This window comes from Corynebacterium sp. MSK019 (genome assembly GCF_030232425.1).
In the GTDB taxonomy this organism is placed as follows: Bacteria; Actinomycetota; Actinomycetes; order Mycobacteriales; family Mycobacteriaceae; genus Corynebacterium; species Corynebacterium jeikeium_D.
Window position 1 is genome coordinate 196,515 of sequence record NZ_JASPJT010000001.1, and the last position, 20,608, is coordinate 217,122.

General features: G+C 59.9%; 14 protein-coding genes. 8 read left to right on the forward strand and 6 right to left on the reverse strand.

What is annotated here, in order from left to right; translation table 11 throughout:
• Positions 1–85 precede the first annotated feature (85 nt).
• From QP982_RS00825 to QP982_RS00845, 5 genes are all read left to right on the forward strand, one after another.
• Positions 86–1,714 (forward strand): protein adenylyltransferase SelO family protein, encoded by a 1,629-nt coding sequence (locus tag QP982_RS00825; RefSeq protein ID WP_284870073.1) that lies wholly within the window; start codon positions 86–88, stop codon positions 1,712–1,714.
• 528 nt (positions 1,715–2,242) lie between these two features.
• Positions 2,243–3,988 (forward strand): peptide ABC transporter substrate-binding protein, encoded by a 1,746-nt coding sequence (locus tag QP982_RS00830; protein ID WP_284870074.1) that lies wholly within the window; start codon positions 2,243–2,245, stop codon positions 3,986–3,988.
• Between the two features lie 4 nt (positions 3,989–3,992).
• Positions 3,993–4,919 (forward strand): ABC transporter permease, encoded by a 927-nt coding sequence (locus QP982_RS00835; protein ID WP_016421610.1) that lies wholly within the window; start codon positions 3,993–3,995, stop codon positions 4,917–4,919.
• On the forward strand, positions 4,912–5,880 hold the full coding sequence (locus QP982_RS00840; protein ID WP_147766155.1) for an ABC transporter permease: 969 nt from the start codon (positions 4,912–4,914) through the stop codon (positions 5,878–5,880). Before QP982_RS00835 ends, QP982_RS00840 begins: the two co-directional genes overlap by 8 nt.
• Positions 5,877–7,559, forward strand: coding sequence for a dipeptide ABC transporter ATP-binding protein (locus tag QP982_RS00845; RefSeq protein WP_284870075.1), 1,683 nt, complete (start codon positions 5,877–5,879; stop codon positions 7,557–7,559). The genes QP982_RS00840 and QP982_RS00845 overlap by 4 nt, the downstream gene beginning before the upstream one ends.
• Positions 7,560–7,761: 202 nt before the next feature.
• Here QP982_RS00845 and QP982_RS00850 read toward each other — a convergent pair whose 3' ends face one another.
• The gene (locus tag QP982_RS00850; RefSeq protein WP_088611769.1) at positions 7,762–8,433 is read right to left on the reverse strand and encodes a YdhK family protein; all 672 of its coding nucleotides are present in this window, start codon (positions 8,431–8,433) and stop codon (positions 7,762–7,764) included.
• A gap of 76 nt (positions 8,434–8,509) precedes the next feature.
• A complete protein-coding gene (locus tag QP982_RS00855) occupies positions 8,510–9,994 on the reverse strand; it encodes a YeeE/YedE thiosulfate transporter family protein (RefSeq protein ID WP_016421620.1) in 1,485 nt (494 codons plus the stop codon).
• A 204-nt stretch (positions 9,995–10,198) separates the two neighbouring features.
• Here QP982_RS00855 and QP982_RS00860 point away from each other — a divergent pair, with 204 nt between their 5' ends.
• Positions 10,199–11,218 carry a hypothetical protein gene (locus QP982_RS00860; protein ID WP_284870076.1) on the forward strand — a complete coding sequence of 340 codons (1,020 nt, stop codon included), beginning with the start codon at positions 10,199–10,201 and terminating at the stop codon, positions 11,216–11,218.
• Here QP982_RS00860 and QP982_RS00865 read toward each other — a convergent pair.
• The 3 genes from QP982_RS00865 to betT form a co-directional block, all read right to left on the reverse strand.
• The gene (locus QP982_RS00865) at positions 11,215–12,033 is read right to left on the reverse strand and encodes a CDP-alcohol phosphatidyltransferase family protein (protein ID WP_080971496.1); all 819 of its coding nucleotides are present in this window, start codon (positions 12,031–12,033) and stop codon (positions 11,215–11,217) included. The genes QP982_RS00860 and QP982_RS00865 overlap by 4 nt on opposite strands.
• Positions 12,034–12,176: 143 nt before the next feature.
• A complete protein-coding gene (locus tag QP982_RS00870) occupies positions 12,177–13,745 on the reverse strand; it encodes an aldehyde dehydrogenase family protein (protein ID WP_284870078.1) in 1,569 nt (522 codons plus the stop codon).
• A complete protein-coding gene (gene betT / locus QP982_RS00875) occupies positions 13,746–15,926 on the reverse strand; it encodes a choline BCCT transporter BetT (protein ID WP_284870079.1) in 2,181 nt (726 codons plus the stop codon).
• 338 nt (positions 15,927–16,264) lie between these two features.
• Here betT and betA point away from each other — a divergent pair, with 338 nt between their 5' ends.
• Both betA and QP982_RS00885 read left to right on the forward strand, forming a co-directional pair.
• Entirely contained in the window at positions 16,265–18,004 is a 1,740-nt protein-coding gene (betA, locus tag QP982_RS00880) for a choline dehydrogenase (RefSeq protein ID WP_284870081.1), read from the forward strand.
• Between the two features lie 109 nt (positions 18,005–18,113).
• On the forward strand, positions 18,114–19,220 hold the full coding sequence (locus tag QP982_RS00885; RefSeq protein WP_284870082.1) for an NAD(P)H-dependent flavin oxidoreductase: 1,107 nt from the start codon (positions 18,114–18,116) through the stop codon (positions 19,218–19,220).
• Positions 19,221–19,335: 115 nt separating this feature from the next.
• Here QP982_RS00885 and QP982_RS00890 read toward each other — a convergent pair whose 3' ends face one another.
• Positions 19,336–20,532, reverse strand: coding sequence for a globin domain-containing protein (locus tag QP982_RS00890; RefSeq protein WP_284870083.1), 1,197 nt, complete (start codon positions 20,530–20,532; stop codon positions 19,336–19,338).
• Between the last annotated feature and the right edge of the window lie 76 nt (positions 20,533–20,608).

Below are 20,608 nucleotides of genomic sequence, written 5' to 3' on the forward strand. Positions count from 1 at the left end.
CCTTCGAGATCACCTCTACGCGCGTAGCACCGCTGAACGCACCAGCGCGCCAACCCCAATTCGGCCTACCCGTTAAACTGCGCACATGGCTAGAAACGTCGCTGATCTGCCCACCGCACTGCCTGAACTCGCTATCGACCAGCAGGGGTTTGACGCCCCATCGCCGCAGCTGGTCATGCTTAACGACGAGCTCGCGACCCAACTCGGCCTCTCCCCACAGTGGCTCCGGTCAGACGCTGGCCTGAAGTTCCTCACTGGCCGCGGCGCCGATCACGGAGTCGACAGCGGCGCCGGCACCCCACCCGGCGCATACACAACCCCGATGGCCACGGCCTACGCCGGCCACCAGTTCGGTAACTTCGCAGGCCTACTCGGTGATGGTCGCGCGCTCGTGCTTGCCACAGTTGAGGCTGAACCGGGGCTGACTGGACTGCCGGATTACCCCAAAGAGACAACCCACAGCGACAGCACCCAGGCCTACGAGATCCAAGCGAAAGGCACCGGCCCCACGCCCTTTTCCCGTGGCGGTGACGGCAAAGCCACGCTGACCTCCGCGCTGCGGGAGTACCTCATCAGCGAAGCCATGTATGCGCTCGGCATCCCCACCACCCGCGCGCTGGCGGTCATCAAAACCGGCGAAGAGATTTACCGCGGCTCGCAAACCCCATTCGACAACACCGACCCCACCACCGAACTTCAACCGGGTGGCATCGTCGTGCGCGTAGCATCCAGCCACCTGCGAGTTGGCACGTTCGAGCTGGTCGCACGCTCCGGAGCGGACACCGGAATCATGGACCGGCTCATCGACTTCGCCGCGCAGCGGCATGGCTACGAGGGTTCGGCGGAATCGGTTCTCCGGGACGTCGTCAAGCGGCAAGCCAATCTCGTTGCGGCGTGGCTGGCCTGCGGTTTTGTCCACGGCGTGATGAACACCGACAATGCCAGCATCGCGGGCGAGACCATCGACTTTGGGCCGTGTGCGTTTCTGGATGCGCACGATCCGCGGGCGGTGTTTAGCAGCATTGATCGCGGCGGTCGATACGCGTTCGGCGCGCAGCCAACAATCGCGGGGTGGAACATGTCGAAGCTCGCGGAGACTTTGCTACCGCATTTCGCAGGCACCCCGGAGGATGCCCTCGCACGCGCCCGCGACATCCTGGGAGAATTCGCCGACGAGTTCACCGATGCGCTCAGCCGCAGGTGGCTGCCCAAGTTGGGGATTCTCCCCTCGCTTTACGACGACCCGCTGGCCATCCCCTTGGTACAGCAGTGGCAGGCGTTGCTGGCGAAGTTTGGGCTCGACCATACGAATGCTCATCGGGCGCTGATTGAGGTTCTGGCCGATGGTGATGGGGATACAGTTGCTGCGTTGGCTGCGCTGACCAGGCTGACCGCTGATCCTGCGTTCCCCGCCGCCGCGGCTGAGTGGGGGCAGTTGTGGAAGCAGACGCGGGAAGAGCTGGGAATCGACCAGACGACGGCCCTGACACTTATGGAGGAAACGAATCCACTGTATATTCCGCGAAACTACCTGGTCACGGAAGCGTTAGCGGCGGCAGGGGCGACAGGAGAAGCAGGGGCGGGGGATTTGGCCGCCTACCGGCACCTGCTGGAGGCGGTAACCAACCCCTTTGAGTTGCAAGACGTCCCAGCGGGGTTCACTGAGCCGGCACCGCGGGAGTTGGGGGCTTTCCACTCGTACTGCGGGACTTAATGCGCTGGCTTGGCGGCGCTCCGGCGCCCCTCTACCAAGCCCCAAAGCCCACTTCACGACACAGATGTCACCTCGTGCCAGCTGTGGAGGTGGCATGAGGTGACATAGCTGTCGTGAAGTCGCGGATGGGGCCCGCGGACGGGGCGCGCGGATGGGGCCCGACGCGGGTGGCCAAAACGCGGATGGGGCCTGGCTGAGCGCCAGCGTCGCGGAGAGCCAGAGGGCAACCCCTGCGGGGGTGCCAGGATGTTACAACGTTGCACCACTGCACAGGATTAACTCCCCAATCGAGGGTAAAAGACACCGTCAAATAAGGGATGGTTCGCCTGATTAATACTCATATGTTTTTTGGACTTGTATGGTTAGAGACTGTATTGAACGGTCGTATCCAAACCTTAGAGCCCACCACACCCAAGTTGTCACCACCACCATTGCCTATGCAGGTGGGAGGTGGGTATCTAAGCCATTTGGAGTGAGCCGATCACCAAATTCATATCGCCTATCTGGCAGAATCTAGAAAGGCTCGCGATGCATAGACCCGTTGCCTCCGGCCCCTTCCACACCCGGCAGAAACTCCGGCGGAAGCTCCGACAGCGAGAGAAGTCCCGTGCCACAAAACTGCACGCAACAACGCTCAGCGGAAAAGGAAGGTTCACGCTGCATGTCCGCCAGATCCTGGCGGCTTTGCTGGTAATCGCCTTGCCAGGAGCCACGCTCGCTGCCTGCAGCACTGACCAGCAACAGGTCGGCGCGGGGTTCATTGTGGTCCAGAACTCCGAACCACAGTCGCCGCTGTACACCACTGACACCAATGAAACCGGTGGTGGCGATATCCTCCGCATGCTCTACTCGGGTCTGGTGCGCTACGACACCGACGGCTCGATGATCCTGGATCATGCGGCAGAAATTAAGCCCAACGAGGACTCGACCCATTTCGACATCACGCTCAAACCGGGCTGGACCTTCCACAACGGCGAACCAGTCACCGCGCAGAGCTACATCGATGCCTGGAATTACGCCGCCTACGGACCGAACCTGCAGAAGCAGCAGTCCTTCTTCGCCAACGTGCAGGGTTTTGATGCTGTTTCGGGAGAAAAGGCCACGGAGAAAACACTCTCCGGCCTGAAAAAGGTCGATGACCTGAGGTTCACCGTGGATCTGACCAACCCAGATTCTTCCTTCCCGCTCAGCCTCGGCTATGTCGCGTTTATGCCGCTGCCGAAGGCCGCGTTCGAAGACAAGAAGGCTTTCGGTGAACACCCAATCGGCAATGGACCGTACAAGATGGCCGAAGGCCGCGCTTGGCTGCACAACAACCAGCTAACTGTGGTTCGCAATGATGACTTCGCCGGTGAGCACAAGGCCCGTAACAACGGCCTGGTATACCGCTTCTACTCGGACGTGGACACCGCATATGCAGACCTCCAGGCCGGCCGCCTGGACACGCTGCCACGCACAATTCCACCAACGGCTCTCGCCAGCTTCCAAACCGACTTCCCCGACTCCAGCGCAAATGTCCCGACCTCGTCTTCGCAGTACTTCGCAATTCCGCGAAATCTGCCAGGTTTTTCGGGTGAAGAGGGCAAGCTTCGTCGTCAAGCGATTTCTATGGCGATTGACCGGAAACTAATCACTGAGAAGATTTTCTTCGACACCCGCACCCCGGCGCGCGAGTTCAGCTCGTTGACGCTCGGTGACCTTGACCCGAACGTACCTGGCCAAGAGGTGCTGGAATACAACCCGAAGAAGGCCCGCCAACTGTGGGCCGAAGCCAACAAAATTGCGCCGTTTACCGGCTCGTTCGACATCGCCTACAACGCCGACGGCGGACACCAGCAGTGGGTCGAAGCGGTGACCAACATGATTGGCGAGACCCTCGGCATCGATTCCCACGGCAAGGCCTACCCGACCTTCAAGCAGCTGCGCGATGAAATCTCCAACGAGACCATCACCAGCGGCTACCGCACTGGCTGGGCAGCTGACTACCCATCTGTGGCCAATTACATGCTTCCGCAGTTCGTCACCGGTGGCTCCTCGAATGACAACCACTACTCCAACCCGGAGTTCGACAAGCTGATTCAGGAGGCGGCCTCGGCAAAGAGCGCAGAAGATGCCAAGCCGATTTATGTCAAGGCTCAGTCTGTGCTGATGGAGGACCTACCAGCGATTCCGCTGTGGTACCCCAATGCTTCGGTGGCGTGGAACCCGAAGCTGCGCAATGCCGTAGTGATGTGGGACGGCATCTTGGACTACCCAATGATTGAGAAGGACTAGCACCATGGGTTGGTATATCGGAAAGAGACTCCTGCAGATGGTGCCGGTATTCTTCGGTGCCACACTGCTGATTTATGCAATGGTCTTCGCCATGCCAGGCGACCCCATCGCCGCACTAGCTGGCGATAAGCAGCTGCCACCGGAGCAGGTCGCAGCACTGCGCGCCCACTACCACCTGGATGAGCCTTTCCTCGTCCAGTACTGGGAGTATCTCAAGGGCCTGTTCACCCTGGATATGGGCGAGACCTTCTCCGGTCGCTCGGTCGGCGAGGAAATCGCGCTGGCCTTCCCTATTACAATTCGCCTGGCTCTGATGGCCGTTGCCATTGAGGCCATTTTCGGTATCGGCCTCGGCGTTATTGCCGGTATGCGCAAGGGCGGCTTCTTCGACTCCACCGTTCTGGTGATGTCCCTGCTGGTTATCGCAACTCCGACCTTCGTGCTCGGCTTCGTGGCCCGCTACCTCTTCGGTGTGCGCTGGGAGATTGTCTCCCCCACCGTTGGTAGCGATGCCTCCTTTACCTCCCTGCTGCTGCCGGCATTCGTGCTGGGTCTCGTCTCGGTTGCTTATGTTCTGCGACTGACGCGTTCCGAGGTCTCGTCGGCACGCCATGCTGACTTCGTACGCACTGCCCGCGCCAAGGGCTTGCCAACCTCTGAAGTCACCCGCCGCCACATCTTGCGCAACTCGCTAATTCCCGTTGTGACCTTCATCGGCGCTGATCTCGCGGCTCTGATGGGCGGCGCAATTGTCACCGAGGGCATCTTCAACGTGCCAGGTATCGGTGGCCTGATCTTCCACGCCGTCCAGATTGGTGAAGCTCCCACCGTGGTCAGCATCGTGACCATCCTGGTGGTTATTTACATGTTCGCCAACTTGCTCATCGACTTGCTCTACGCAGTCCTGGATCCGAGGATTCGTTATGCCTAAGCCAGATTCGACGCAGTTAGATTCGACTCAGCCAGAAAAGCAGTCCAACGCCGCGCATACCGGCACCGCGCAGGCGACGAACCCCGACCACAAGCAGTTGCCGGATACCCCACCACTGGGGCTCTGGGGTTCGGCCTGGCAGAACCTGCGTTACCGCCCACTGTTCTGGGTTTCCGCATTCATTATTTTGCTCTCCATCGCAGTGGCCGCGTTCCCGTCACTGTTCACCTCTGTGGATCCGACGGCGGCAAACCTGCGTGACTCGCTGGCCCCGGCCCGCGACGGCCACCCGATGGGCTTCACTCAGCAGGGCTACGACGTCTACGCCCGTGTCATCTACGGTGCCCGCGCCTCGGTCATCGTCGGCATCGGCGTCACCCTGGCCGTGACCGTGGTGGGCATCATCCTCGGTGCCATCGCTGGCTATCTCGGCGGTTGGGTCGACGCGGTGCTCTCCCGCATCACGGACATGTTCTTTGCCATCCCCCTGATTCTCGCCGGCATCGTGCTGATGCAGCTGTTTACCGAACGCACCATCTGGTCCGTGGTCTTCGTGCTCGCTGCTTTCGGCTGGCCGCAGATGGCGCGCGTGGTGCGTTCCTCGGTGATCTCGGTGAAGAACGAGGAATACGTCACCGCCTCCAAGGCGCTCGGTCTGTCCAGCACTGGCATTCTCTTCCGCCATGTGCTGCCGAACTGCCTCGCCCCTGTCATCGTCATGGCCACGACCTCGCTGGGTATTTACATCGTCGCCGAGGCCACGCTGTCCTACCTGGGCATTGGCCTGCCGACGACCACCGTTTCCTGGGGCAACGACATCTCTGTCGCACAGCAGGTGCTCCGCCAGGCCCCGTCCAACCTGTTCTGGCCAGCACTCGCCCTGGCGATTACCGTTCTCGGCTTCATCCTCATGGGTGACGCTTTGAAGGATTCTCTCGACCCGAAGGAGCGTCGTCGATGAGCACCGACACCAATACTTCCGCAGCGCCCATTCTCACCTTGAAGGATGTCTGCATTGGCTTTCCGACGACCACAGCGTCCGGCCGCCGCAGTAAATCGTTGACCGATGTGGTGCATGACGTCGACCTTGAGGTTTTCCCCGGTGAGACGGTCGCCATTGTCGGCGAGTCCGGCTCGGGTAAGTCCACCACTGTCCACGCCGCGCTGGGGCTGTTGCCCGGTGATGGTGAAGTCACCGGTGGCACCATCACCTTCGATGGCCGTGACATCACACACTTGACGGACCGCGAGTTTGTTAGCATCCGCGGCAACGGCATCGGCCTGGTTCCGCAGGACCCGATGACCAATCTCAATCCGGTGTGGACCGTCGGTTCCCAGATTAAGGAGGCGCTGCGCGCCAATAACATCGCCACTGGTTCTGAGGCCCACAAAAAGGCGATTGAGCTGCTGGAACAGGCCGGCCTGCCAAACGCTAAAAAGCGTATCGACCAGTACCCACACGAGTTCTCCGGTGGTATGCGCCAGCGCGCACTTATCGCGATGGGCTTGGCCGCGCACCCAAAGCTGCTGATTGCCGATGAGCCCACGTCCGCTCTCGACGTGACCGTGGCGAAGAAAATCCTCGACCACCTCGACAAGCTCACTAGCGAACTCGGCACGTCCGTGGTGCTTATTACTCATGATCTCGGTTTGGCTGCCGAGCGCGCTGACCGACTCGTCGTTATGCAAGCAGGACGTGTCGTGGAGACCGGCCCTGCCCTGCAAGTTCTCACCCGCCCGCAGCATCCATACACCAAGCAGCTAATCGCGGCGGCTCCATCGCTGGCTGCCCGGCGCGGTGATCGCGTGGTGGCGGCGCCGACGACATCGGATGCGGACCAGAAGGAGATTCTGGTCGCGAAGAACTTGGTGCGCGACTTTGCCATCCGCGGCGACCGTCCGTGGCGCAAGGATTCCTTCCGCGCCGTCGATGACATCAGCTTTACGCTGCGTCGCGGTCGCACCATCGGAATCGTGGGCGAATCCGGTTCGGGCAAGTCCACTGTCGCCAACATGGCGCTGGGGCTGCTCGATCCGACCGAAGGCGAAGTGCTTTTCGACGGCAAACGCGTCCAGGGCCGGAGTCGTAAAGAGGAGCTGGAGCTGCGGCGTCGCATTCAGCCGATTTTCCAGAACCCGTATGCGACGCTGGACCCGATGCGCACGGTGCATTCCTCCATCGAGGAGCCGCTGCGGATTCACAAGATTGGCACCAAGCAGGAGCGTGAGCAGCGCGTATTCGAGCTTCTCGACCGCGTCGCACTTCCCGCGGAGATGGGGCGCCGCTTCCCCGGTGAGCTGTCGGGTGGTCAGCGTCAGCGTGTGGCGATTGCGCGTGCGCTGGCCCTGAACCCTGAGGTTGTGGTCTGTGACGAGGCGGTGTCAGCCCTCGACGTGGTGGTGCAGGCTCAGGTGCTCGAACTGCTCGCTGAGCTGCAGGAAGAGATGGATTTGGCCTACCTCTTTATTACGCACGACCTCGCTGTGGTGCGGCAGGTGGCTGATGAGGTCATCGTGATGGAGCACGGCAAGATGGTTGAACACCGTCCGACCGACGATCTCTTCGACCACCCGGAGAAGGAATACACCCAGCGGCTGCTGGACGCCATCCCAGGTGCGTCGTTGGATTTGGATCTGTAGCTGGGCGGTGGCCTGTTTCCCTAGGGCACTTCGCTCCGCCCCCCCTTCTGGGCCACTTCACGACACAGGCGTCACCTCGTGCCAGCTGTGGAGGCGGCATGAGGTGACATAGGTGTCGTGAAGTGGCTGGGCGATTTTGCGTCGGAGCGGATTGAGCGGGAGAAGAGAGAAAGCTATCCGGAAAGACCGTCCAGACAGCCTGCTAGTCCTCCGGAGCAAGCTCACTTTCAGTAACCCACTTGTGGTTCTTCATGGTCATGCCATCATCGTCAATATCGACCATGTACACCGGCTCCTGGGTGGAGTAGTCAACAGTGCCCTTGGCCCCCTTCATGCCCGCCATATGCTCGGCGTTGATGGTGATCTCGGAGCCGTCGGCAAGCGGTGCTTCGCCTGGGTTCTCCAGCTCCTCATGGACGACCCAGCGGTGGTCCTTCACCGGCTCACTGCCATCGGTCGGGGTGTAGGAAACGGAGTAGGTAGTGGTGTTGAAAACACCAACAACCTTGCCTTCTGCACCCTTCATGCCCGGCATGTGATCGGCGAGAACCTGCACTTCACTGCCGACCGGGAACTTCGCGTTGTCCGCCGCAATCATTCCCTCTGGAGCCGGACCACCATCGGCCGGATGGTCATGGCCGGCCATCGCGTCATCACCATGGTCACCATGACCGCCATGCTCATCGGCATCGTCCATATCATCCATGTCGTCATGGCCCTCAGTGCTGGTGGCCGACACGGAAGAGCTGGTCTCGCTAACAGTGCTGCTTGCCTCAGTACTAGCCGAATCATCGGAGGAGCAACCGGCCAGCACAAGGACGCTGGCGGCACCCGCGACTATGAGAGCATCTAGTGGTCGAATATTCTTTGCCATGGTTGAGCTCCTTTGTTGTTGGTGTCAATCAACCTATGCCCTCACCCTAACAACGCTCTCCCGCCGTCACCATGCCTTACTTCCCGCGGCGGACGGAAATCGTCCAGCCAGCTTCACCGGTCTGCTCAAAGTTGGTGACCTCGTGGCCATCCTTCGCAGCCCAGCGCGGAATCGCATCCGTGGCCTGGGTGCAGTCGAATGGGATCACCAGCTCCTCGCCGACCTCAATCTTGTTGATCGCGTCCTTGGCCTCGATCAGCGGGAAGGGGCACACCGCGCCGACGGTGTCGAGCTCGTAACGCCCATCGCCCAGTGGCTTGAGCTTGCCGTCTTCCTGCTTGACGACGCTCCGGTCGAGCAACGCTACCGGCGCGACAGTAAAGGCACCCGCCAGCGGGGAGGCCTCGGTGCCAGCGACACCGGCACCTTCGCTACCCGGCAGGGACACAGGCGAAGTAGCAGCCGAAGTGACCGGAGCAGTTGCCGATACCGCTGTGTCGTTGGTGGTGGAAGGGGTGCTCGGGACGTCGTTAAGCGAAGATGCGGACGGCTTCAGCCAGAGCTTTGCGGCGATAGCGACACCTGCGGCGATGGACGCCAGTGCGAGCCAACCCTGGTAGCTGAACAGCGAGGTCTGAACCATGCCGTTACCGACGGTGCAGCCGCCGGCCCACGCAGCGCCGACACCCATGAAGATGCCGCCGACGACCGAGCGTGCACCCTGGGTGGCGTCCGGGACGCGGAGGCGGAATTCACCGGAGGCCTTGGCCGCGATGAAGGAGCCGACGAGGATGCCGAGGACGAGGAGGACGCCCCAGTCGAAACGCTCGGTGTCACCAGTAACAACGTAGTTGGCGAGGTTGGAGGACGGAGTCGTGATGCCGAGGCCGTCGTTGCGGCCGGTGGCGGCGGACAGCGGCCATGCGATAACGCCAAGTACACCGACGATGGCGGCGGTGGCGTACACGTGCCAGGCCTTTTCAGTCAGAATGTGCGCGAGACCGGACTTGCGCGGCGCCAGAGTGGCCGGGCGCGGGCCGGAGAATTCTTCGCGCAGGAAGCGGACAGCGAAGTATGCCGTGACGGCGCTCAGCGCGATGACCAGTGGCCAGATGCTAATGCCCAGAGAGGCGTGAATGCTGGTCAGGCCGACGGTGCGTTCCTTCAGGGAATCCTGCAGGCCGTTGAGGAAGCCAGTCTTCATGGCAGCAGCGGATAGGGCGTAAAAGACCAGTGCGATCCAGGAGCCGATCAGGCCCTCACCGGAGCGGTACCAGGTACCCGAGGCGCAGCCACCGGCCAGGACGATACCAAGTCCGAAGATAACGCCACCGACAATAACGGCCAGCGGTGCCAGCTCGTTGTATTCGGGAGTAATCACGCCGGCGCTGGTCAGTGCGGCCAGGCCGATGGCGTGGACGGAAATAACAATCAGCAGGGCGACAAAGCCGCGCCAGCTGCGCTGAGTGAAGATATCGCGCAAGAAGCCGGTGACGCAGAAGCGTCCTCGCTGCATAACAAAGCCGAGCACGGCACCCAGCGCTAGTCCTGAAATGAGCATGAGAGTGTTTCTCCTAAAATTATGAGCCAGTCCGCCATCAAAGCCATAATGAACAGACCTGTCTATTAGTGGATTAGAAGCTACTCTACACAGCGAAAAAAGTCCAACTTAATGAAGTTTTCATAGGGTAGAACACCTGCCAATAGACAGACCGAACCGTATAGTTGCTGGTGAGAAGCGCAAGTTGTGGCAAGCTAAAACACTATGAGCGCACAGAATTCAGCCCTGGTTGGACACCAGCGACACCAGCGGCTCCTTGCGATGCGCTCGATACTCGGCCTTCCTTTTACCCATGCTTTCGCCCTTGACCCTCAGGCGGTCATCGATATTTCCGGCGTGGCCCGCCTCAGCGAGCTCAATGCCAAAAATGTCGTGACAATCGACAGCTTGCGTTCACTCGCCCACACCAACACGCAGGACTTTTACGCCATCGATGACGCGGCAGAAGCTCTGGGCACCGCCTTGCGAATGGCGATTTCCTCCCGGCAGCTACTCTGGTTCAGCTCGCTGCCCGAAAGTGATGTGAAGAAGGTACAAAGCATCCTCGGCGGCGACATCGTTCATGTGGTGGGCCCGGAACTGGCCGTCGATAAGCTCGATGGCAGTACCCTCGAGCTTCCCACTGCGCTGAAACAGCGCGGAGAACCACTGGTGCCCATCGCTATCTCGCCAAGCGAGCTGGTGCAGGCCTGGGCACACGGCAGTCTCGAGCAGCAAAAACTGCTCGCTTACCTGCTGGAGGGAACAAATACGCTGGTCATGCAGCAAAAGGATCTGCATGCACTACGCAAAGTCGGGACCAAACTCATCGAGCGCAACCCCGTGTGGCGCCTGCTCTACAACCCGAAAGTGTTGGCCTATCTGGTGGTAATGGTCTACTCTTCGCTCCGCGCGCTACCTGTGGTTTTCGTCCCCGGATTCCATGGCAATGTCTGGGTGCTGTGGAGCATCGACATCATTACCGCTATCCCCTACACCTGGGGAATTGTCGAGATGATCACCGGCCGCTCATTCGGCCGAAGAATGCTGGGGCTCCTGATCACCCTAGTGACTTTCGTCTCGCCTTACGTCTACTTCTGGGCCAATGGGCGCGATTATCCGATGTGGGTCACCATCTTTGTCATCGCGTTAATTGTCGCAGCCTGCGCCGTCGAATACGTCCGCTGGCTGCGCGACCGCGCCATCTCCGCAATCCTGCGCCAACCACCCACCAACTGCCGCTAGCGACCGCTAAGCGAGCGCCGCACGCCGCCAATAATCAGCCAGGCACCGGCGGCAACGTTGACAGCCACAAGCCCGTGGATAGACGCCTTGCTTAACGACGCTGCCATCGTCTCACTTGCGATAAGCATGCCGGTCGAGACAATCCAGATGAACGTTGCGGCAATGTTGGCAATCCGGCCGCGTTCCACGCGGAATGGATGCGTGTAGTGCAGCGGCACCAGCGTCATTGCGCTGAAGATAAAAATGGCAGCGATGCACACCGCCATGGGCGCGTTCCATACCCACAGCAAGACTGCCACGATGTTCCACGCGGCAGGGAAACCAACGAAGTAGTAGTCGCCGGACTTGGCGGCTTCGTTGGCATAGCAGAACATCGACGACACCAGGACCAAAATAATCAGGGCAATCGCCAACGGCCGTGGCCCCAGTGGCAGATACATAACCATGAAAGCCGCGGGTATGGCGGTCCAGGTGAGATAGTCGACGATGTTGTCCACCACTGCGCCGTTAAACCACGGGACGACTTCCTTGATGTGATGCTTACGCGCCATATTGCCGTCGACACCATCGACGACGAGGGCAATGCCCAGCCAGAGCCACATCCAATGTGGGCTGCCCTCCAGCAGTGCGACCGCAGCCAGCGTTGCCCACACCAAACCGGTCAGCGTGAAGGCATGCACAGCCCAGGCGATGACATGCTGGCGCCAGGTGAAGCGGGTGAAGGTCGCGGCGGTGCTGGCAGTATCGGCGCAGGCAGTATCTGGCCCACTGGCGGTACTAGAACTGGCATTGTCGGAGCGAGTAGTAGCGTTCACGGCAGATGTCCTTTAGAGAACAAAATGCGCACAACTGCAAACCTTTATCGCAGTTGTGCGCAGAGTCGATTTTTTTCAATCGGTGAGTATAACGGCCGATGGGTCGTTTTCCCGTATTTTTACTCGGGCTTGTTCCGAGTTATTTAACGACGATCCTCGAACCAACCGGTAACAGCCGGTGCTGTGTTCTCGTAGACCAGCTTGGCTTCGGTGTACTCCTCCAGGCCGGTCGGGCCCAGCTCGCGGCCAATACCGGACTGACCAAAGCCACCCCACTCGGCCTGTGGCAGGTAGGGGCCAAAGTCGTTGATCCAGACGGTACCGTGACGCAGCTCGCGGGAAACGCGCTCAGACACCTCGCGGTTGGATGACCACACCGCACCGGCCAGGCCGTATTCGGTGTCGTTGCCAATCTCGATGGCCTCGTCAACCGTGGTGAAGGTCTCCACCGTCACCACCGGGCCAAAGGCTTCGTCGTGAACGCAGTCCATTTCGCGGTTGACCTGGTCAATCACGGTTGGGAGGTAGAAGTAGCCGTCGGCAAGCGAGGCGGAACCGTCAGCGGCGGCGCCGGTGGCAACCTCGCCGCCAACGCGCACGCGAGCGCCCTGCTCACGCGCCCGATCGACGTATGCCGCGACCTTATCCAGGTGCTGCTTCGAAATCAGCGCACCGGTCTCGGCCTTCTCATCGAGTGGACCGCCGAGCTGGATGTGCCCGGCGCGCTCAACCAGATCGTCGACGAACTTCTCGGCGATGGACTCCTCCACAATCAAACGAGCGCCCGCCGAGCAGACCTGACCGGAATGCAGGAACGCAGCATTGAGGGCATTGTCCAAAGCAGCTTCGTAGTCAGCGTCGGCGAAGATGATGTTCGGGTTCTTGCCGCCGAGCTCAAGTGCGACCTTCTTCACGGACTTGGCTGCTTCACCAGCAATAATCTTGCCAGTGACAAGACCGCCAGTGAAGGAGACCATGTCCACCTTCGGATGCGAGGACAACGGTGCGCCCGCTTCGGCGCCAGCGCCGGTAATGAGGTTGGCAACGCCTGCCGGAACACCCAGCTCATCGATGACGTGCATGAGCAGAATTGCTGTGTGCGGAGTCAGCTCCGCCGGCTTGAGCACAAAGGTATTGCCCGTGGCCAGGCACGGTGCGACCTTCCATGCAGTCTGCAGCAGTGGGTAGTTCCACGGCGTAATCAGACCACAGACACCGACGGGTTCACGCACAATGCGCGCGACGACGGACGGGTCATCCGCGTCCACGAGACGACCGGCATCATTGCCTGCAAGCTTCCCGAAGTACTCAAAGCAGGCGATGATGTCATCCATATCGGCTGCCGCCTCCGGCAGGCGCTTGCCGGTGTCCATTGCCTCTGCCCAGGCAAATTCGTCCTTGCGCTGCCTGATGGCAGCACCGATGTCGAGTACCAACTTGCTGCGCTCAGCTGTACTCCAGGATGCCCAGGAACCTTCCCCGGTACGTCGGAACGCAGCGTCGGCGGCGGCGATGGCGCGCTCGGTGTCGGTCGCATCTGCTTCCGCAACTTCGGCGATGAAAGAGCCATCGGCCGGGCACTCGATAGTGCGAGTGTTGCCAGCGGCTGCAGCGGACCAGGTGCCGTCGATAAACAGCGTGGCCGCGCCTTCGTGGGATTTGGCGGTCTCGGGTGCGAGGGCCTTATCAGTAGTTGAAGGCTTAAAGGTCATTTAGGAATCCTCCTTGGCGTAGTCATCAGACCATTCGCGGACAGGTTCGGCATTATCGGACAGATCTGAGGTGCCCGGGAGATCAGACTGCATGTGCAAAAACTCCAAGTGCCGTTCGTAGAGGTCGAGGACGTCGGAAATCAGCTGCTCTTGGGTGTAGCCATAGACGTCGTAGCCGAGCGAACCGGTCAGCGTGAAGACCTCGAGGCGGTAGTAGTAAATATCAGCATCACTGTCCAGGTGTACCAGGCCAGCAAAAGACGGCGTCAAGTGTTCAACCGGATAGACCTGGTAGCGGAAGCTCATCTCCTCGCCGAATCCGACCTGCAGGTCAATCTGGTCAATACCGACTTCTTCTGCTGGTTCACGGTGCAGCGTCACTTCACCGCCACGTTCCCTGATAGCATCTGCCACCTGTTCAAGTGCGGGCTGCACCACTCGGTCGAGGTAGCGCATGACTGGCTTCTTGCCCGGGAAGGACATGGAGCGGGCAAGTCGATTGCGCCAGTCACCCTGTTGGCCATCCACGGCGCGGCCCGACATCGCCCCGTGGAGGGCTCGACGTGTCGAATCCTGTTGCAACAGCTCCAGTCGCAGCGACTTAAACAGGCCATACATCACCAGATAGATGACAAAGGCAAACGGCAGACCCATCACAATCGTTGCCGACTGCAGCGTCGGAATACCACCGACATAGAGCATGGAGATGGTCAGCACACCGACCACGACAGCCCAGAAAATGCGGGTCCACTTCTTACCGTCCTGCTGTGTGTCGGTGATCTTCGAAGTGAAGTTACTCATCACCAGTGCCGCCGAGTCCGCCGAGGTGATGTAGAGCAGCAGACCGATCAGGGAGGCGACTGCAGCCACCATCATCGGCGCCGGGTACTGCTCCAGCAGCAGGTAGAAGGCACGCTCCGGGTAATCCAGTGCCGTCTGGCCAAACTCCGAATCGCCATTGATAACCAGGTCCAGCGCCGAGTTACCGAACACCGACACCCACATCAGGACGAAGAGGAATGGAATGGTCAGCGTGCCGACGACAAACTGGCGCAGGCTACGGCCACGGGAAATACGGGCCAGGAACAAACCGACGAACGGTGCCCAGGCCACCCACCAAGCCCAGAAGAACAGGGTCCAGGAGTTCAACCATTCCTGCGCTCCGGAGAACGCGTAGGTATCCATAGTCATGGATGGGAACTTGGAGACGTACTCGCCGACGTTCATCACCAGGGCGTCAAACAGGAACGCCGTGCGACCAGTGACCAGGATGTAGAGCATCAAGCAGATGGCCAGGCCAACGTTGAGCTCCGAGAGACGGCGAATCCCCTTGTCAACACCGGAAACCGCGGAGGCGATAGCCACCGATACAGCCACGACGATCAGAGCGATCTGCCAGGACGTACTCTCATCCACCCCGAACAGCACGCGCAGGCCGTAATTCAGCTGGACGACGCCGATACCCAGCGAAGTTGCGACACCGAAAACGGTACCGAGCATCGCTGCGATTTCGACCGCTTCACCAGCGGGGCCGTGGATGCGCTTGCCAATGATTGGGTAGAGCGCCGAGCGAATGGTCAGTGGCATGTTCAAGCGGTAAGCGAAGTAGCCGAATGCCATGCCCATCAGCGCGTAGAGCGCCCAACCGGTCACACCATAGTGGAAGAGCGTGAACACCACTGCCTGACGCGCGGCTTCGATGGTCTCCGCATCTCCGATCGGCGGGCCATAGTACTGTGCCACCGGCTCTGCTACCGAGAAGAAGAGCAGGTCAATGCCGATACCTGCGGCAAAGAGCATAGAGGCCCAAGAAAACAGGCCGAACTGAGGTTTGGCGTGATCGGGGCCGAGCTTAATCTGCCCCGTTCGCGAGATGGCGATGTAGAGCATGAAGAGCACTGCCACCGTCGCGGTCACAATATAGAACCAGCCGAAGTTCTTCGACACCCAGGCGACAATGCCAGCTAGGGTGTCCGCTGCATTGTCCGGGGCAAAAATAGCCCACAGGGCAATGGCGAGAATACCAACGCCTGAAATAATAAATACAGGCCAGTTGACCTCAGGCTCAGAGGTCGCACTCGCTTGCGCTTGTTGCGGAGGGACCGACTGCGATCGCTGCATTTCTTGCGACGACCCAGATTTTTCCTCCGTTACCTTCTCAGTTGGCGGAGTATCAGACATAGGAAAATCCTTCAGATTCGGGAACTAATCCAGCATACCTAGTTTGAATAATCCCTCAAGTCTTAGAATCGATTCAGAAGAATTCCTTAACCCCAATATCAACACCACTACCTGCATCTTTATCTAGTTTTCACGGCGTTTAAAATCATTTCAACTGGAATTGAATGCCAATTGTATGCCATTCTATATATGTGAAGAGGATTTGAGATACGCCTCCGGTCACCTATTTTACTATCAATATATAGGTCCCGCCTTTAAATATCGCTTGAGGCTTATCGCAGTCCTTGAAAACCAGTCCGATATACATCGGCAAACAACCTACGGAGGTACACCAGAACATGGGAGCTTTCCCGGCTGTCTTCAACTTCGGTAAAAAGAATGGCAACACCACAGTCGAACACCGCGACGTCGTCATCGTTGGCGCGGGCTCTGCCGGCTCTGTGCTGGCTAACCGGCTGTCCGCAGACCACACTCAGCAGGTGCTCGTACTCGAGGCCGGCCGCATGGACTCCCTCTGGGATCTCTACATTCACATGCCTTCGGCATTCTCCTTCCCAATCGGTAACAAGTACTACGACTGGAAGTACGAATCCGAGCCGGAACCGGAGATGAACGGTCGCCGCATCTACCACGCCCGCGGCAAGGTCGTCGGCGGTTCCTCCTCCATCAACGGCCAGATCTACCAGCGCGGTAACCCCATGGACTACGACAAGTGGGGCGACACCAAGGGGCTAGAGAACTGGGGCTGGAACCACGTTCTGCCTTACTTCAAGCGCATGGAAAATGCGCTGGGCTCCGACAAGGATGACCCGCGCCGTGGCCACGACGGTCCGCTGCGCATGAAGCGCGGTCCGGCCGATTCTCCGCTGTTCAAGGCTTTCTTTAAGTCTGTGCAGCAGGCAGGCTACAACTACACCCCGGACGTCAATGGCTACCGCCAGGAGGGCTTCGGCCCCTTCGACGCGAACATCGACAAGGGCCGTCGTCTCTCCGCAGCTCGCGCATACCTGCACCCGGCTCTGCAGCGTCCAAATCTGGAGCTTCGCACCCGCGCAGAAGCCACCCGCATTCTCTTCGAGGGCACCAAGGCCGTCGGCGTGGAGTACGCCTGGAAGGGTCGCACACGTCAGGTGCGAGCAGACAAGGTCATCCTCTGCGGTGGCGCTTTCAACTCTCCGCAGCTGCTCGAGGTCTCCGGCATTGGCGATGAGAAGGTCTTGAATGCTGCTGGAGTGAACGTCGTCAAGCACCTGCCTGGCGTCGGCGAGAACCTGCAGGACCACCTGGAGGTCTACATTCAGTACAACGCCACCCAGCCGGTGTCTTCACAGCCGTACCTGGAGAAGTGGCGTTGGCCGTTCATTGGCCTGTGGTGGATGCTCACCCACAAGGGCCCGGTGGCGACGTCGCACTTTGAGGGTGGCGGCTTCGCTCGCTCCAACGACAACGAGCCCTACCCGAACCTGATGTTCCACTTCCTGCCGCTGGCCATGCGTTACGACGGCACGAAGATCGATAGCCCGCACGGTTTCCAGTTCCACGTTGGCCCGATGTACTCGGATGCCCGTGGCCATGTCCACATCACCTCCTCGGACATCAAGGTCAAGCCGTCGATTCTGTTCAACTACCTGTCCACTGATCAGGACCGCCGTGAATGGGTCGAGGCTGTCAAGGTCTCCCGTAAGCTGCTGGACACCCCGGCAATGAAGGAGTACACCGACGGCGAGATTTCCCCGGGTGCGGACGTGCAGACCGACGAGGAAATCCTCGAGTGGGTCCGCAAGGATGCCGAGACCGCACTGCACCCATCCTGCACCTGCAAGATGGGACCGGCCTCCGACGAGATGGCCGTGGTCGATCCGGAAACCATGCAGGTTCACGGCACCGAGGGCCTCTACGTGGTTGACGCTTCGGTCATGCCGGGCATCACCAACGGCAATATCTACGCACCGACCATGATGATTGCCGAAAAGGCCGCTGACCTCATCGCCGGCAAGACTCCGCTGGCACCGCAGGACATTCCGTTCTACCGCGCCGGCCAGGGTATGCCGCTGGATCCACCGGAGAACAATAAGTAGTTCTTGAGGCGGTAGCGGGTAGCGCGGAGTCTATTGCGCAACGCCGTTCGTCGGCATTTGCCGGGTTCTCCCACATGGGGGAATCCGGCCTTAGTGTTACTCTCGCCCTATGAGCAGCACAACCTCGCAATCACCCGAAAACCTACGACGCTCATCAATCATCTTGGCACCGATGGCTGGAGGTCCATCCACGCCCGAACTCGTCGCTGCAGTTTCCAATGCTGGTGGGGTTGGCACGCTTGCCGCCGGCTATCTCACTGTTGAAAAGCTCACTGAACAGGCACGGCAGACGTGCGCGCTGCTTGACGACGGCAAAGGATTCGGCATCAACCTCTTCTGCCCGAACACGGCTGTCGCCGGTGCCGGAACCTCAGAGGAAGAACTTGCACAGTGGGCCGCGTTTCGCGGCCACTTAGCACAGGCTGCTGCCCACTTCGACACCGACATGCCTGACACTCCGACCTGGTCAGATGACTACTTCTCGGCGAAAGTCGAAGCAATTCTCGCTGATGATTTTCTGCCCAACCCCGATGCGCTGGAGTTCGTCTCCTTCACCTTTGGCTATCCAGATAAAGAGGTCATTGCTCGGGTAAAGGAATCTGGCCGCAAAGTGGTGCTGAATGCGACCTCGATCGAGGGGGTGCGGGCGGCGGCTGCAGCCGGCGCTGATCGCATTGTTCTGCAGGGATTAGCTGCGGGTGGACACCGCGCATTCGTGAAGGGCAAGGACTCGTCCGACAACATTGGGGCCTCTGTAGAAGAGCTCGCCCAAGCAGCCACCGAGGCGTGTGCAGTTACCGATGCACCCATCATCGCCGCTGGTGGGGTGGGTAACCGAGAGGACGTCGTCAAGCTTTTGGGTGCTGGGGCGACAGCTGTACAAGTTGGCACACGGTTCCTCACCACCGCAGAGGCGGGTACGAAGGAGACGCACCGACGGGCATTGCGTGAGCTCACGGAGCGCGACACCGTTTTGACCCACGCCTTTTCCGGCAAGCCCGCGCGGGCAATTGAGAACACGTTTACCCGGGCGTTTTCTAGGGTCGCGCCGGAACTTTATCCGCAATTGCACTACTTGACCACGCCAATCCGTGGTGCCGCGAATCAGGCCGGTGACCCTGAATATCTCAACTTATGGGCGGGTATTGCTTTTTCTCAGTGCGAGAACCAAACTGCGGGCGAGGTTGTTGCGGAGCTTTCCTGCTCAGCCGAGTAATACGAAGCCACCGAAGCTACAAACAGCACAATGACCAGCCACGGGCATATATCGCGGCTGGTCATTTGGCTTTATTTGTGACGATGGATTTTATGCCGACGGCGCAGTTGTGGCGTTAGGCGTCGAGCAGCCAATCGTTCGGGCTGAACAGCTCGAAGTGAATGTTATTGCGATTGACGCCACGCTTGGCAAGCTGATCACGCACGGCCTGCAGGAAACCATTGCCACCACAGAGGTAGAACTGAGCACCCTCCGGCAGCTCCGTATCAGCCAGATTCATCAAATCCGGCTCGTACCACACCTGCTGGCGGGCATTGACCAGTGCAGAGACTGCGTTATTGCGTTCTGCGCGCAGTGCGTCGGTGTTCTCGGCGCGGTCCGCGTGGAGGACGACAACATCACGCTTAGAGTCGGCGGCCACCAGGGCATCCAGCATGCCGATCATGGGGGTGGCGCCAATACCTGCGGAAATGAGCACTACCGGGTCATCGGACTTTGTATCCAACACCAGGTCACCTGCAGGCAGAGAAATTTCGATGGCATCGCCCGGCTGCACCTTTTCCCACAGCTGTGTGGAAACTTCGCCAGCCGGCAGGTCCTCGGAGGCATCGACACGACGAACCGCGAAGGTCAGAACACCTTCCTCGCCGCCGACCAGAGAGTATTGCCGTAGCTGGCCGGCGCCGTCCGGCATGGTCTGACGCACAGAGATGTACTGTCCCGGGAGGTAGGAAACGGGGGTTTCGTCGTCAAGCTTGACGGAGAACACTGCGACGTCATCACCGCGCTCTTCACGGGAGACGACATGAGCGGCGCGGAAGACATCTCCTGCTTCGACACCGAGGTCGTCATAGAGCCCCTTCTCGAAGTTGATGAGAACGCGCTGCATCTCCAGGTAGACGGCATCCCATGCGTCGCGGACAGCCCCCTGAAAGACCTCTGGGGTGAGGATTTCCTCGATGGCATCGAAGAGGTGCTTGTGTACGATTGGGTACTGCTCCGGCTTGATGCCAACGGAGATGTGCTTGTGGCCGATGCGGGAAAGCAGTTCTTCCGGGGCGGGAGCATCTGGGTCGACCAGGGTAGCTGCGAAGGTAGCGACGGATGCCGCCAGCGCCTTCTGCTGAGCACCCTGCTTCTGGTTGCCGCGGTTGAAGGTATCGGCAATGAGCTCCGGGTGAGCAGCGAACATCCGGTTGTAGAAGTTCGGCGTGATTTTCTCGATGTTGGCACCGACGACGGGCAGGGTTTGAGTGACGATTTCAGCCTGCTCTGGAGTCAGGCCGTTCTTGTTAACATTCAGGTTTGGCATGACTTCACAATAACACCATATTGCGCATTCTGTTTGCGTATTATTGCCCAATGGGGTCCATAACTACTCTTTGTGG

What these genes read in the sequence shown, in the direction of transcription:
- QP982_RS00890 (WP_284870083.1), bottom strand. Translation starts at nt 20,532, where the DNA reads ATGCCAAACCTGAATGTTAACAAGAACGGCCTGACTCCAGAGCAGGCT.
- QP982_RS00830 (WP_284870074.1), top strand. Translation starts at nt 2,243, where the DNA reads ATGCATAGACCCGTTGCCTCCGGCCCCTTCCACACCCGGCAGAAACTC.
- betT (WP_284870079.1), bottom strand. Translation starts at nt 15,926, where the DNA reads ATGTCTGATACTCCGCCAACTGAGAAGGTAACGGAGGAAAAATCTGGG.
- QP982_RS00885 (WP_284870082.1), top strand. Translation starts at nt 18,114, where the DNA reads ATGAGCAGCACAACCTCGCAATCACCCGAAAACCTACGACGCTCATCA.
- QP982_RS00860 (WP_284870076.1), top strand. Translation starts at nt 10,199, where the DNA reads ATGAGCGCACAGAATTCAGCCCTGGTTGGACACCAGCGACACCAGCGG.
- QP982_RS00840 (WP_147766155.1), top strand. Translation starts at nt 4,912, where the DNA reads ATGCCTAAGCCAGATTCGACGCAGTTAGATTCGACTCAGCCAGAAAAG.
- betA (WP_284870081.1), top strand. Translation starts at nt 16,265, where the DNA reads ATGGGAGCTTTCCCGGCTGTCTTCAACTTCGGTAAAAAGAATGGCAAC.
- QP982_RS00845 (WP_284870075.1), top strand. Translation starts at nt 5,877, where the DNA reads ATGAGCACCGACACCAATACTTCCGCAGCGCCCATTCTCACCTTGAAG.
- QP982_RS00825 (WP_284870073.1), top strand. Translation starts at nt 86, where the DNA reads ATGGCTAGAAACGTCGCTGATCTGCCCACCGCACTGCCTGAACTCGCT.
- QP982_RS00835 (WP_016421610.1), top strand. Translation starts at nt 3,993, where the DNA reads ATGGGTTGGTATATCGGAAAGAGACTCCTGCAGATGGTGCCGGTATTC.
- QP982_RS00850 (WP_088611769.1), bottom strand. Translation starts at nt 8,433, where the DNA reads ATGGCAAAGAATATTCGACCACTAGATGCTCTCATAGTCGCGGGTGCC.
- QP982_RS00870 (WP_284870078.1), bottom strand. Translation starts at nt 13,745, where the DNA reads ATGACCTTTAAGCCTTCAACTACTGATAAGGCCCTCGCACCCGAGACC.
- QP982_RS00855 (WP_016421620.1), bottom strand. Translation starts at nt 9,994, where the DNA reads ATGCTCATTTCAGGACTAGCGCTGGGTGCCGTGCTCGGCTTTGTTATG.